This window comes from Embleya sp. NPDC056575, assembly GCF_042793325.1.
Lineage (GTDB): Bacteria > Actinomycetota > Actinomycetes > Streptomycetales > Streptomycetaceae > Embleya.
On the sequence record NZ_JBHTVA010000007.1, the window covers coordinates 156,494 to 169,544 of the forward strand.

The 13,051-nt window shown below is 71.7% G+C and carries 9 protein-coding genes; 2 read left to right on the forward strand and 7 right to left on the reverse strand.

Annotation, left to right across the window (positions count from 1 at the left end; genetic code table 11):
• Positions 1 to 129: 129 nt before the first annotated feature.
• The gene (locus ACFRCG_RS07780) at positions 130 to 1,191 is read right to left on the reverse strand and encodes a tyrosinase family protein (RefSeq protein WP_380029889.1); all 1,062 of its coding nucleotides are present in this window, start codon (positions 1,189 to 1,191) and stop codon (positions 130 to 132) included.
• Positions 1,136 to 1,546, reverse strand: a complete 411-nt coding sequence (locus ACFRCG_RS07785; RefSeq protein ID WP_380029890.1) for a hypothetical protein — start codon at positions 1,544 to 1,546, stop codon at positions 1,136 to 1,138. Before ACFRCG_RS07785 ends, ACFRCG_RS07780 begins: the two co-directional genes overlap by 56 nt.
• Positions 1,547 to 1,901: 355 nt before the next feature.
• Between ACFRCG_RS07785 and ACFRCG_RS07790 the strand changes: the two genes are divergently transcribed.
• Positions 1,902 to 3,107, forward strand: a complete 1,206-nt coding sequence (locus ACFRCG_RS07790) for a serine hydrolase domain-containing protein (protein WP_380029891.1) — start codon at positions 1,902 to 1,904, stop codon at positions 3,105 to 3,107.
• 240 nt (positions 3,108 to 3,347) lie between these two features.
• Positions 3,348 to 3,860, forward strand: a complete 513-nt coding sequence (locus ACFRCG_RS07795; RefSeq protein WP_380029892.1) for a hypothetical protein — start codon at positions 3,348 to 3,350, stop codon at positions 3,858 to 3,860.
• A gap of 112 nt (positions 3,861 to 3,972) precedes the next feature.
• Here the strand turns inward: ACFRCG_RS07795 and ACFRCG_RS07800 are convergent, their stop codons facing one another.
• From ACFRCG_RS07800 to ACFRCG_RS07820, 5 genes are all read right to left on the reverse strand, one after another.
• A complete protein-coding gene (locus ACFRCG_RS07800) occupies positions 3,973 to 4,821 on the reverse strand; it encodes a DUF4097 domain-containing protein (protein ID WP_380029893.1) in 849 nt (282 codons plus the stop codon).
• An 87-nt stretch (positions 4,822 to 4,908) separates the two neighbouring features.
• Entirely contained in the window at positions 4,909 to 5,373 is a 465-nt protein-coding gene (locus ACFRCG_RS07805) for a hypothetical protein (RefSeq protein ID WP_380029894.1), read from the reverse strand.
• A gap of 219 nt (positions 5,374 to 5,592) precedes the next feature.
• Complete coding sequence (locus ACFRCG_RS07810; RefSeq protein WP_380029895.1) at positions 5,593 to 6,363, reverse strand: thioesterase II family protein; 771 nt, start codon at positions 6,361 to 6,363, stop codon at positions 5,593 to 5,595.
• Between the two features lie 14 nt (positions 6,364 to 6,377).
• Entirely contained in the window at positions 6,378 to 9,677 is a 3,300-nt protein-coding gene (locus ACFRCG_RS07815; RefSeq protein ID WP_380029896.1) for an amino acid adenylation domain-containing protein, read from the reverse strand.
• A gap of 247 nt (positions 9,678 to 9,924) precedes the next feature.
• Complete coding sequence (locus ACFRCG_RS07820) at positions 9,925 to 13,050, reverse strand: type I polyketide synthase (RefSeq protein ID WP_380029897.1); 3,126 nt, start codon at positions 13,048 to 13,050, stop codon at positions 9,925 to 9,927.
• Between the last annotated feature and the right edge of the window lies 1 nt (position 13,051).

A 13,051-nucleotide genomic window follows, 5' to 3' on the forward strand; every position in this document is an offset into this window, starting at 1 on the left:
TCGATCCCCAGTGCCTGCCCGGTCGGCGGGTCCTGATGCGGCGGAAGAGGTTATCGGGCCACGCGTACGTCCGGGGCGCCGAAACCGACGAGGTCGGCTCGTCGTCCCCGTGAGCCGGATCGTCGGGGTCTACGGGACGAGGTCGTAGGTGTACTCGGCGGTGAAGTCGAGGGTCAGGCGGGGGGTGCCGCCCGGGGCGTTCGGGCCCAGAGGGGTGACGATCGGGTCGTCGATGCGGTGGCCCAGGAGGTCGGCCGAGGCGGTCATGGGTGGGGCGTAGGAGCGACCGTGGTGGTGCATCCAGCCTTCCCAGAGCCGGTCCACGTTGCAGTGGTGCAGGTAGAAGATCGGGTCGTTCGGGGACGAGGCCGGGCCCATGTCGCCGCCCACCCAGCGGTGTACCTGGTTGTGCAGTCCGGTTCCGATGAATCCTTCGAGCCGGTTGCGGAATCCCTTCGACCCCGCGTCCCAGGGGGCGAAGTCGTAGGTGGCGAGGTCGGGATCGCCGCCGAGCACGGGCAGTGTGTTGAAGGCGGCGCCCACGTCGAGGGCGGTCGGGAGGGTGGTCGACGAGGCGGTGCCCTGCGGGGGAAGCTTTCCCAGGCCCCGGCGCAGACCCCGGTTCGCCTGGACGAGTCGAAGGGAGCTGTCGGTTTCCACGCGGACCCGGAAGCTCTTCGGGTCGGCGGCCTCGAAGACGAACGGCCCCGTGGAGATCGGATTGCCCGGACCGCCCATCCACTCCTGCGTCCAGATCGGTTGGCTCGCCGGGCTGGGCAGGGAGCCGTCGATCGACCAGTCCCAGTACGGGAGGGCGAAGCCGGGGTCGTTCAGGACCCGCTGCAGGTTGGCCTCCAGGTAGGCGAGCATGACGCGGTGCCACGGCAGGAAGACCGGCCCTCGATGGGCGCCGTTGCGGACCATCCAGTCCCCGGTCGGCGGCACGGGCGTGGTCATGGCCCGGTGGTGCCAGATCACGAAGAGGTCGTATGTACGGACCGGCGCGGCGGGGCCGGGGATCCCGAACGCGGTCGTCTGCAGCGTCGTGCTCTCCTGTTTGAGGAGGTTGACGCCGCGGATGTACCCGTCGCGGGCGGACAGGTCGGTGATGACGTTTCTGCGTACGACCGCCATCTCAGCCACCTCCGGGGTGATCCGGCTCGTGACCGTGCTCGTGGTGGTGGTGCTCATGGTTGTGCCCCTCGTGCCCCTCGTGCCCCTCGGGCGCGCCTCCGCCGCCGGGCGGGAATTCGTCGGGGAAGTACTGGATGAGGGCCTTCACCGTGTCGACGGCGGACAGGAATTGGTACGCCGGCAGCGCGTGGCAGTGCACCTCGCCGTTGTTCGACACCATCAGGTGGGCGGTGACCGGCCGGTCGTCCACGGTGATCTCGTAACTGGTCCTGACGACGATCCGGTGGCCCTCGAATTCGTCCTCGCGAACGCCCTCCATCGAGCCCGGCATCAGGTCCGGTACGGGCAGATCCGCGATGTACCGCGCGAGGACGGCCGGTTCGGCGGTTGCTTCGATGTCCTGATGAGTCATCAGATCTTCTCCCAAAGCACACGAAACACACTGTCGCCTCATGTCCAGGAGACGCTCATCCGCCACCCGCTGCAACTCCTGCCGCGCCGGGCCCGGCCCGTGGCGGGCGCCGCCCCGGGCCGGGTTCGGGGTGTCCCGGCGGCTGGACACGAGGCCGGTGCGGCGGGCGTTCGAGCCGGTAATTCCGGGTGTCCGAAGCGGTGTTGGCCGGTCGTTTCGTCGTCGGGTGTGGTCTTGGCACGGGAAAAGCCCCATGCGGCTCGGGGGTGATCTACGCTGCCGCCGACGGGTGCTCGGGAGCGGCACCGGGTGCGGCCGACGGGCGAGTGCGGACGACTTTCGGGGGTACGGCGTGGTGGCGTGGAAGAGGGCGCGGGGCGGCGCGGTCGGGTTGGCGGTGATGGCGATGGTGGCCACCGTGTTCACCGGGTCCGCACGGGCTTCGGCGGACGAGGCGGACCGCGCCGGGGGCCGGCATCCGCAGACGCGGCAGGCGATCGAGGCCGCCGTACGGGCCGGGGTTCCCGGGGTCACCGCCCAAGCGCGCGACGGCCGAGGGGTCTGGCGGGCGGCGTCGGGAGTGGGCGACCTGAGGACGGGTGCGCCGCGCGGCCGGGACGATCGGTTCCGGGTCGGCAACGTCACCGACACGTTCGTGGCGACCGTACTGCTCCAGTTGGAGGCGGAGGGGCGGCTGGGCCTCGACGACACCGTCGAGCGCCATCTGCCCGGCCTCGTCCGGGGCAACGGCAACGACGGGCGGGCGATCACCGTACGGCAGTTGCTCAACCACACCAGCGGGCTGTTCGACTACGCCCTCGACCCGGAGTACGGAGCCACCTATCTCGCGGGCGACGGCTTCCTGCGGCATCGGTACGACACGCTGACCCCCGAGATGCGCGTACGGGTGGCGCTGTCCCACCAGGCGCCGTTCGGGCCCGGTGTCCGGCACTCGTTCTCCAACACCAACGACGTCCTGGCCGCGCTGATCGTGGAGCGCGTCGCCGGCAGGCGGTACGAGGACGAGGTGCACGATCGCATCATCGAGCCCCTGGGGCTGGGGGCGACGTCCAACCCCGGCAACCGGGTCCGGCTGCCCCGGCCGAGCAGCCGCGGCTACGCCAAGCTCTTCGCGGCGCAGCCGGATCGCGTCGACGACGTCACCGAGACGAACGGATCCCAGGCCTGGGGCAACGGCGACATGATCTCCGACGCGGACGATCTGAACCGGTTCTACGCGGCCCTGATCCGCGGAAGGTTGTTGCCGCCACGGCAGTTGGCGGAGCTGAAGACGACCGTCGACAACCCCGATTTTCCGGGCGCGTCCTACGGACTCGGCATCGAGCGGTTCACGCTGGGCTGCGGCGTCACGCTGTGGTACCACGACGGCGGCGCGCCGGGGTCGATCACCATGGTCGCGCTGACCGAGGACGGCCGGCATCAGCTCGCGTTCAACTACAACGGCGGTTGGGCGGCGGAGACCATCCTGCCCATCGTGAACGCCGAGTTCTGCCCGGCGCCCTCGGACACGCCGTCGGACACACCTTCCGACCGGCGCTGAGGCGAGCTTCGGGACGGGCGACGCGACGTGGCGACGCCCGTCCCGCGCCCGTCCGCCCCTCGGTGGCGCGGCCATGGCGCCAACCATGGCGTCAGGTCGCCCGGATCCCACCGAGCCCGGCGAGCCGGCGCGGTCCGGGCGGTTCCGGCCGTCGCGTCTCCACCTGGGCAAAGGGAACGTGTCCCGACATCGGGCCAGGTAGGCGCCGTGCGGCGCAATCGCTGTGCCATGATGGGGCGCATGGAACTACGGGAGTATGTCGAGGCGCTGCGCGACGAGCTGGTCGCAGCCTCCGCGGCCGGAGATGCCGAGACCCGCGCGGTGGCCGAGCGGCTCGTCGCCCCGCTGGAGTCGGCCGTCCGGCTCACGTTGCTCAAGGTTCTGTCGGCGGCGGCCGACGAGATCACCCGGGACCTGGCGCCCGGCTCGGTGGACCTGCGCCTGCGCGGGATGGATCCCAGCTTCGTGGTGACCCCGCCCTCGGGCGACGACGACCCCGCCCAGGACGCCCCGGAGGAGACCGACGACCCGGTGAGCGAGTGGTCGACCGGCGAGTTCGGCGGCGCCAGGGGTGGCGCCACGGCCCGGATCAACTTCCGGCCGCCGCAGGAGATGAAGGACGAGATCGAGAAGGCGGCGAGCCGACAGGGCGTCTCGGTCAACACGTGGATGGTCCGCGCCTCCGCCGCGGCGCTGTCCAACAGCAGGCGGTCCCATCGCGGCAAGCAGCAGTTCAACGGCTGGGTGCAGTAGCCGCCCCCGCGCGGGTGGCCGGGCGATCGCCGGCCGGCGGCGCCGGGCGCGCCGGCCACGCCCGTCGTCGCGACCGGGCACGACGGCCCGGGCCCGACCGTACGGCCCGCCGTCAGGCCCGCTGGATCGTGATGTCCCCGTAGGAGGTGTGCGCCCGCACCTCGATGGCCTCCCCGAGCGACTTGGCGACCTCCTCCAGGGTGTTGTTCACGCGCCCGTATCCGGTGTTCAGGTCCAGCTTCGCCGGGCTGTCCCCACCGATGCCGATCTCCAGGTCGCCGGACCCGGTCTTGAGCACGAGCGAACCGCGGGTCACCTCCGCGACCCGGATGTTGCCGTTGGCGGTCTTGGCCTCGGTCGTGTCCCCCGAGGCGTGGCCGACGGTGATGTCACCGTTGGAGGTGCGCGCACGCACGTCGCCGGTGACCCGGCCGATCTCGATGTCGCCGTTGGAGTTCTTGGCGTCGATCGCACCGTCGACCTCCGTCAGCCGGATCCGCCCGGTGGCGGTTGCCACCTCGGCGTCGCCGTCGACCCGGCCCACGCCGATGTGACCCGCCGTGCGCAGGTTCAACCGGCCGACGTGCTCCAGGCGGATGTTCGCGGTGGACGTCTTGTACGTGCACTCCCCGAGGCGTCCGGAGCCGCGCAGGTCCGCCATCGCCGCCTCGCCACGCACCCGCGAGCCCGTGGGCAGCACGATCGACACGTCCACCGAGCGGGACTTCCGAGAGAAGTCCACCACCACGGGCACCCCGTGCTTGGGCCCCTTGATCAGCAGTACGCCGTTGTTGTACTCGACGCGGATCTGGTCGGCCGCCTTGACGTCCGAGGCGTCCTTCTCGTCGGTCGGCCGTACCTCGACGACGGTGTCGGTGCGATCCTCGGCGGTGATCTCCACGTCACCGACACCGAGTTCGAACTCGACGGAGATCGGCTTGGGGGTCTCGAAAACAGGCATGGTTTTCCTTCCTCGTCATTTCGGGCGGGTGTCGCGGGTGTTCCCGTGCGGGGACGGTGGGACGGCCTGGGTGTCGGCCCGGTCGGGTCAGCGCGCCCAGGCGGTGTAGCGCTGCCGGGCCCGTTTGCCGCGCCGGTCCGCGGCACCGGGTATGCGCTCGTGCCGCACCGCGGCGGAGAGCGCCTGCTCCAACCAGTCCCGCACCGAACGCCCCTCGCGGTCGGCGGCCTGCTCGACGGACTCCTTCAGGCGCCGGGAAACGCACACGTCGAGGAGTGCCGTGGCACCGTCCGCACCGGCGTCGGGCGAACTCTCCGGTTCGCGTGGCAGCACGGCGAAATACGGCTCGCCCTCGCGGAGCCGAATCTCGACCGCGCCCGGGGCGAAGTCGCGATTGATCTCGTCCGCGGCGGCGGCCAGGGCGTCGAACAACATGCGTCGGATCACGGGCTCGAGCAGTCGCGCCTCCGGCACGACAGCGTCCCCACTGTCGGTCCGGGCGAGCGCGGCAAACTCGCGCCCGAACCTGTCTACGAGCGGGCTCACATCCATGACGTCATCATGGCGCAATAGTTGCGCCACCACAAGTCACTGTGACCCGGATGGCGCCATCAGCGCCATGCCGGCTGGGCCCGGACCGCTATCCGGGCAGGTCACCGGGGCCTGGGCGGCACCCGTACGTCATCGCGAGCCGAACACCTCGCGCGGGTCACGGTATCCGGATCGACACCTCGCCGGGTCGGTCGACGTGCCCGGACCGGGGCCACCCGGTCACGAGCCGGCCCCCACGCCGCGCTTGACCCGATCCAATACATCGCGCAGATCCGCCAGCAGCGTGTCCTCCTCGGCCCGGAGGTAGAAGTGCCCACCGGGAAAGACCCGGATCCGAAAACCGGCGTTCGTCGTGTCCGCCCAGCGGCGCATCAGCTCCGGGCTCACCTCGGAATCGTGGTCGCCGGTGTAGCCGTACACCGGACAGTCGAGCGGAGGCCGGTCGCCTGCGGGATAGTCGTCCACCAGCCGGTAGTCCGCGCGCACGGCGGGGAGCAGGATCTCCCGCAGGTCGGGATCCGCGAACACCGGGGCGCGGCTCTCGTCGAAGCGCACCACGTCCGCGATGATCTCCTCGTCGGTGCCGAAGTGGCGCCGCAAACCTTCCAGCGCGTGCGACGGACGCCTGCCCGACACGCACAACGCGGCCGGCGGGCACCCGCGCTTGTGCAGGCGCAGTGCCACCTCGTGCGCCACCGAGGCCCCCATGCTGTGGCCGAACAACACCAGCCGATACCGCGTCAATCCGACGAGGGCGTCGACGATGTCGTCGGCGAGGGCCTCCAACCCGGACGGGAACGGATCGCCGATCCGGTCCTCGCGGCCCGGATACCGGATGGCGAGCACGCCGACGTCCGAAGGCAGTCCCCGCGCCCACGTGCGGTACGCGTTGGACCAGCCGCCGGCGTGGGGGAAGCAGACGAGCTTGGTTCCGCACGCGTCGTCGTCACGAAAGCGGCGGAGCCACCGCTCTTCCACCGGACTCGTCATTGTCGGGATTCCTCTCAGAGGGCCTTGCCGTCCTTCGTCCGCCTGCGCAGAGCCGGCCGACTCGACCGGGTGAGGTCTCCCCACATGTCCGACAGGCCGATGATGGTGCGCGCCGCGAACAGCGTGCGGATGGACACCTCGAGGTTCAGCTCCGCCCGGATCAGACCGACCAGCCGGATCGCCCGCAGCGAGTTCCCACCGAGGTCGAAGAAGTCCTGGTCGATACCCACGCGGTCCAGTTCGAGCACGTCGGCGAACAGCGCGGCCAGGACCCGCTCGGTTTGGTTGCGTGGACCCCGGTAGGACCCGCCGTCGAACTCGGGCTTCGGCAGGGAGGCCCGGTCCACCCGACCGCCCGCGGTCAGCGGCAGGCGTTCGAGGAGTACGAAGGCCGACGGCACCACGGACTCCGCCAGCCGCTCGGCGGCGAACCGACGCAGCTCCTCGCCCGAGGGGCCCGAGGAGCCGGCAGCCGAGGCGTCCGAGGAGCCCGGAGCACCCGAGAGCCCGGCGGAGTTCGCGGCGCCCTCTCCCGCGTCGCCGACCGGGACCACATAGGCCACCAGACGCGGCTGCCCCGACTCGTCCGCCCGGCCGACCACCACCGCCTGTGCCACGCCGGGGTGTTCGGACAGCACCTCCTCGGCCTCGGCCGGCTCGACCCGGACATCGCGCACGTCGAACCGGGCATCGGCCGCGCCGACGTACTCCAGCCCGCCGTCGGTTCCCCACCGCACCAGGTCCCCGGTCCGGTACATGCGACCGCCGGCCGGGCCGTACGGGCAGGGCACGAAGCGCTCCGCGGTCTGCCCGGGGCGCCCGGGACGGCCGCGCGTCACACCGGGGCCGGCCACGTACAGCTCACCGGTCACCCCGACGGGGACCGGCGCCAGGCCCGGACCCAGGACGTACAGGGCGGTGTTGTCCATCGGGCGGCCGATCGAGCCCGCGTGGTACGCCGCCTCGCCGTCGACCGGGCGGTCGCACGCGGCGAACACGGTCGTCTCCGTCGGGCCGTGGCCATGCACGATCGTCAGGTCGGGGCAGGATTCGCGCACCCGGCGCAGCGCGGTCGAGGACACCCGATCGCCGCCGGTCCACACCTCGCGCAACCCGGCCAGGCGTTCGGGGTGTTGCGCCGCCATCGCCGAGAAGAGGCCGGCGGACAACCACGCCGCCGTGATCGACGTCGACGCGGCGAGCGCGTCCACCACCGACTCCGCCGGCCCGGCCACCAGCACTCGGCCGCCGTTCAGCAGCGGCACCCACAGTTCCAGGGCGAGCGCGTCGGCGGTGATCGGCGAGTGCCACAGTACGGTGCCTCGGCCGCCCTCGTGCCACCGGCGGTCCAGGGCCAAGCGCTCCATGTTCCGGTGCGTCACGGCGACGCCGACGGCCTTGCCGGCCGGTCCGGAGCCGTACATCACGGCCAACAGGTTGTCCGGTCGCGACAGGACGGGAGTCTTCGACGCCTCGCCGGTGTCGGCGGTGGTCTCCGGGCGCACGTCGTCGAACAGGATCACCGCGACGTCCCGGGCGACGGCGGCCCCCTCGGCGGTCGCCGCGTCGGTGAGCAGCACCCGCACCGAGGAGTCGCGCACCACCGGAACGATGCGCTCCGCCCGGGAGGTGGGGTCGATCGGGAGGTATGCTCCGCCCGCCTTCACCACCCCGAGCAGCGCGACGGCCAGGTCCACCGACCGGGGCAGCGCCACCGCCACGACCGTCTCCGGATCCACGCCCCGCCCGCGCAGCGTCTCGGCCAGGCGGTCGGATCGTGCGTGCAACTCGCGGTAGGTGAGCGCCGATTCGCCGAACTGCACCGCGACGTCGTCGGGGGCCTGCGCCACCCGGCGGGCGAACAGTTCCGGAACCGTCGACCCCGGCAGGGGCACGGTCGTCTCGTTCGGCGCGGTCAGCACCCGGTCGCGTGCGTCGCCGCCGAGCACGTCCAGCGCGCCGACGCGCAGCTGCGGATCGGCCGTCACCGCGTGGATGTACTCGATCAACTCGGCGCCGATGAAACGCAGTTCGGCGCCGGTGTACAGGCCCGCGGGGGCGTCGAGGCGCACGAACAGGTCGCTGTCGGCGCTGCCGTCGGTGTAGACGCCGATGGACAGCTCGTCGAAGACCCCGTTGGTTCCGCCGAGGTAGCGCGCCGAGTGGTCGGCGAAGTGCAGTTGCTCCGCGAATTCGACGATGTTCAATACCGCGCCGAAACTGCCGCGTCCGCTCAGGACGGTGCCGCTCGCACGCTGGATCTCCGAGTAGTGGCAGGCGGTTTGCCCGAAGATCTCGTAGGTCTCGTCCACGACCGCGTCGGCGATGTCGGCGAAGGTCGCGCCCAGCGGCACCTTCACCCGCATCGGCACCACGTTCACCGCCAGGCCGGGTGTGCGGCTCGCCTCGCCGGCCCGGTTGGCCACGGCCAGCGAGAGCAGGAACTCCGGTCGGTCGCACCGGTGTCGGAAGTACGCCGCCGAGGCCGCGGTCAGCAGCGACGACATCCACACGCCCATGGACTCCGCGGCGGCGATCCACCCGTCCGCCTCGGCGCGCGGCACGGTCAGCGTACGACTGACCATGCCGATGGAGTCGGCCAACTGCGCCCAGCGGTCCACCCGGCTCATCGGCTCGGCGAGCGCGACGCGCGCCGCGTCGGACAGCGGCACGCGTGGCACCTGCGCGGGCGCCGGCGCCTCGGCGAGGTAGTCGCGCCAGAACCCGGTGTCCTCGGCGAACTTCGGGGACTCCTGGTATCGCGCGGCGTCGGCGGCGAACGACTCGACATCCCACGGGTGTTCCGGCTCCGGCACGGCCGTGCCCCGGGCCAGCGCGGTGTACACCTCGGCGAGGCGCCGCGACAGCAGGCCGCCCGCGCCGTACCCGTCCGAGACGAGGTGGTGGTAGGCGATCACCACGAGGGAGCGGGCGGGCCCGAGCCGCACCACGCCGAGCCGGAGCAGCAGATCGCGCTCCAGGTCGAACGGCTGCTTCATCATGTCGGCCAGCGCCTCGCGCGCGGCCTGCTCGGGATCCGGCTCGGCGCCCACGTCCAGGAAGAACGGCTGCCAGTCGGTCGATTCCCGGGGCACCAGGAGCAGATTTCCCTCGCCGTCGTCGACGAAATCGATCCGCAGCACTTCCGCTTCCGCCAGCACGTGCCGGAATGCGGATTCCATGACCGCCGTGTCGATTTCACCGTCCACGTCCCACATGCTCAGCGCGTGGTTGAGCATGTCCGGGGACATCTTCTGGGCCAGCCACAATCCTTTATGCGCCGACGACGCACCGAACGAACGCACAGGGATCATCCCCTCGGCAAACAGGCCAGGAACCTGAATGAATTCGCAGATCACCTCCACCTTCACGGAAGTGTGATCGGCCGGTCAAGACAACGGGTGCCGGAACGGGCCGGGCCGCGTCGCGTCCGCGGTGTCCCGCCGGCGGGACACTCCCGGCGGGCGGGCTCCCGCCCGAGCCGGCGGGGATACGCCGAACGCCCGCCCACCTCCCGGCGTGGCGTCGCCACGCCGGGCGTACCGCGTCACGGTGGCGACGCTACGCCGCGCGCCCGCCCATCGACGACAGGATGTGCGCCGCGACCAGTCGCGGCGACGGGTGCCGCAGCGCCAGGTTGGCCCTGAGTTTGAGGCCGGTCGTCGCGGCGAGGCGTTTGCTCAGTTCCACCGAAAGCAGCGAGTCGAAGCCGAGTTCCCTGAACTCCCGGTCCGGGTCGATCGTCGCACCCGAGTCGTGCCCGAGCACCACGGCAACCCTGGTCAGGACGTGGTCCAGCACGAATGCCGCCGCGTCGTCGGCGGACAGGGTGGGCAGCACATCCGCCAACGCGACGGCCTGCTCCTCGTCCGAGGGGGCCTCGACCGCGAGCGGTTGCGCCGTCGGGGCGGTGTGCGCGGAGTTCAGCCAGTAGCGCTGCCGCTGGAAGGCGTACGTGGGCAGGTCCACCCGGCGGCGCGCGCCGAACAGGGCGTCCCAGTCCACCGTGCCGCCCCGGGTGTGGAGGTGGGCCAGCGAGCCGAGCACGGCCTCCGCCTCGCCCCGGTCCCGGCGGGACGAGGACAGGACCACCGCGTCGTCCACGTCCTCGACGATCTCCTGTACGGGGACGGTCAATACGGGGTGCGGGCTCATCTCGATGAAGGTCCGGAATCCGTCGTCGACCGATCGCCGGATCGAGGATTCGAAGAGAACCTTTTCCCGGAGGTTGGTGTACCAGTATTCGCCGTTCAGTTTCGCGGTGTCGATCGTCTCGCCGTACAGCGTCGAATAGAAGGGCAGTGTCGAGGTTTTCGGTTCCAGGTCGGCGAGGGGTGTGATCACCTGTTCGCGAACCCGGGTCACACCGTGGGAATGCGAGGCGTAGTCGACCGATATTCTCCGCGCCTGGGCACCTTCCGCCTTCATCTTCTCGACGAATTCGTCGAGCGCGTCCGGTTCCCCGGAAACCACCACCGAGCGGGGTCCGTTGACGACGGCGATGCTCACCCGGCCCTGCCATGGGGTCAGCCGGGCCGCGACCAGATCCGCGGATTCCGCGACCGAGGCCATCCCGCCGTGACCGATCAGGTCCACCAGGGCCTTGCTGCGCAGCGCCACCACCTTGGCGGCGTCGCGCAACGACAACGCGCCGCACACGTGGGCGGCGGCGATCTCGCCCTGGCTGTGCCCGACCACCGCGGCCGGTTCCACGCCCCAGGACCGCCACAGCGCGGCCATGGACACCATCACCGAGAACAGTGTCGGCTGGACCACGTCCACCCGGTCCAGCGTCGGCGCCCCGGGCGCGCCGCGCACCACGTCGAGCAGCGACCAGTCGGTCCACTCGGCCAGCGCCGCCCCACACTCGTCGAGGGTGCGCGCGAACACCGGGAAGGCGTCGTAGAGCTGCCGGCCCATGCCGACCCACTGGGATCCCTGTCCGGGGAACATGAAGACGACCCCGCCGAGGTTCCCGGCGACACCGCGCACCACCTCGGCCGACTCGGTGCCGTCGCGCAACGCCGCGAGCGCACTCAGCAGTTCGTTGCGGTCGTGGCCGAGGACCACCGCACGATGGTCGAATCGCGAACGGCTCGACACCAGCGACCAGCCGAGGTCGGCGACGTCCGCGTCCGGGTCGGCGGCGACGAACTCGTGCAGTCGGCCCGCCTGTCGCTCCACGGCCGCGGCACTCTTGCCCGACAACACCCACGGCACCAACCCGCCGACGACGCCCGCTGTCGGGCCGCGCCCGTCGTCCTCCGGCTCCGGTACCTCCTCCAGGATCACGTGCGCGTTGGTCCCGCTGACGCCGAACGACGACACCGCGGCCCGCCGCGGACCGCCCGCCCGGGGCCATTCGCACCCCTGCGCCAGCAGTTCGATCGCGCCGGAGGACCAGTCGACGTGCCGGGAGGGGGTGTCCACGTGCAGCGTCCTGGGCAGGTAGCCGTGCCGCAGGGCCATCACCATCTTGATCACCCCGGCCACCCCGGCGGCGGCCTGCGCGTGCCCGATGTTGGACTTCATCGAGCCGAGGCGCAGCGGCCGGCCCGCGGCCCGATCCCGCCCGTACGTCGCGAACAGCGCGCCCGCCTCGATCGGGTCCCCCAGCACGGTGCCCGTGCCGTGTGCCTCGACCGCGTCCACGTCGGCGGCCTCCACCCCGGCGTTGGCCAGCGCCTGCCGGATCACCCGCTCCTGGGCCCGGCCGTTGGGCGCGGTCAGCCCGTTGCTGGCCCCGTCCTGGTTCACCGCGGAGCCGCGCACGACGGCGAGCACCGGGTGGCCGTTGCGGCGGGCGTCGGACAACCGCTCCAGGAGCAGGACACCCGCGCCCTCGGCCCAGCCGGTCCCGTCGGCGGTGTCCGCGAAGGACTTGCACCGGCCGTCGGCCGACAGGCCGCGCTGCCGGGAGAACTCCACGAAGATCGCGGGGGTGGCCATCACCGACACCCCGCCCGCCAGCGCCAGCGAGCACTCCCCCGAGCGCAACGACTGGATCGCCAGGTGCAGGGCCACCAGCGACGACGAGCACGCCGTGTCCACGGACACCGCCGCCCCGGTGAGCCCCAGTTCGTACGCCACCCGACCGGACGCCACGCTCAGCGCGCTCCCGTGCAGCAGGTAGCCCTCCAACTCGCCCGCGCTGCCCTCCAAAAAGCGCAGTCCGTACTCGGACGAGGCCACCCCGGTGAACACGCCGATGTCGCTGCCGCGCACGTCGGCGGGCACGATGCCGGCCCGCTCCAGGACCTCCCACGAGGTCTGTAGCAGCAGGCGCTGCTGCGGGTCGATCGCCAGCGCCTCGCGCGGGCTGATCCCGAAGAACTCCGGGTCGAAGTCGGCGGCGTCGGCGAGGAATCCGCCGTGCCGCACGTAGGAGCCGCCGAGCGTGTCCGGGTCCTCGTCGTACAGGTCCCGCCAGCCCCGGTCCGCCGGGAACTCCTCGATCGCGTCGACCCCGTCGCGGACCATGTCCCACAGCTGCTCGGGCGAGGACACTCCTCCGGGGTAGCGGCAGGCCATCGCCACCACGGCGATCGGTTCGACCCGGGCGGCCTTGAGGGCGTCGTTCTCCTGGCGCAGCCGGTCGCGCTCCTCCAGGAGGGTGCGGAGCGCCTGGGCGACCCGGTCCCCGCCGTCCGCCGGCCGCTGTGCGGCGTTGTTCGCGGAGGTGTTCATG

What these genes read in the sequence shown, in the direction of transcription:
- ACFRCG_RS07815 (WP_380029896.1), bottom strand. Translation starts at nt 9,677, where the DNA reads ATGATCCCTGTGCGTTCGTTCGGTGCGTCGTCGGCGCATAAAGGATTG.
- ACFRCG_RS07785 (WP_380029890.1), bottom strand. Translation starts at nt 1,546, where the DNA reads ATGACTCATCAGGACATCGAAGCAACCGCCGAACCGGCCGTCCTCGCG.
- ACFRCG_RS07795 (WP_380029892.1), top strand. Translation starts at nt 3,348, where the DNA reads ATGGAACTACGGGAGTATGTCGAGGCGCTGCGCGACGAGCTGGTCGCA.
- ACFRCG_RS07820 (WP_380029897.1), bottom strand. Translation starts at nt 13,050, where the DNA reads ATGAACACCTCCGCGAACAACGCCGCACAGCGGCCGGCGGACGGCGGG.
- ACFRCG_RS07780 (WP_380029889.1), bottom strand. Translation starts at nt 1,191, where the DNA reads ATGAGCACCACCACCACGAGCACGGTCACGAGCCGGATCACCCCGGAG.
- ACFRCG_RS07805 (WP_380029894.1), bottom strand. Translation starts at nt 5,373, where the DNA reads ATGGATGTGAGCCCGCTCGTAGACAGGTTCGGGCGCGAGTTTGCCGCG.
- ACFRCG_RS07810 (WP_380029895.1), bottom strand. Translation starts at nt 6,363, where the DNA reads ATGACGAGTCCGGTGGAAGAGCGGTGGCTCCGCCGCTTTCGTGACGAC.
- ACFRCG_RS07800 (WP_380029893.1), bottom strand. Translation starts at nt 4,821, where the DNA reads ATGCCTGTTTTCGAGACCCCCAAGCCGATCTCCGTCGAGTTCGAACTC.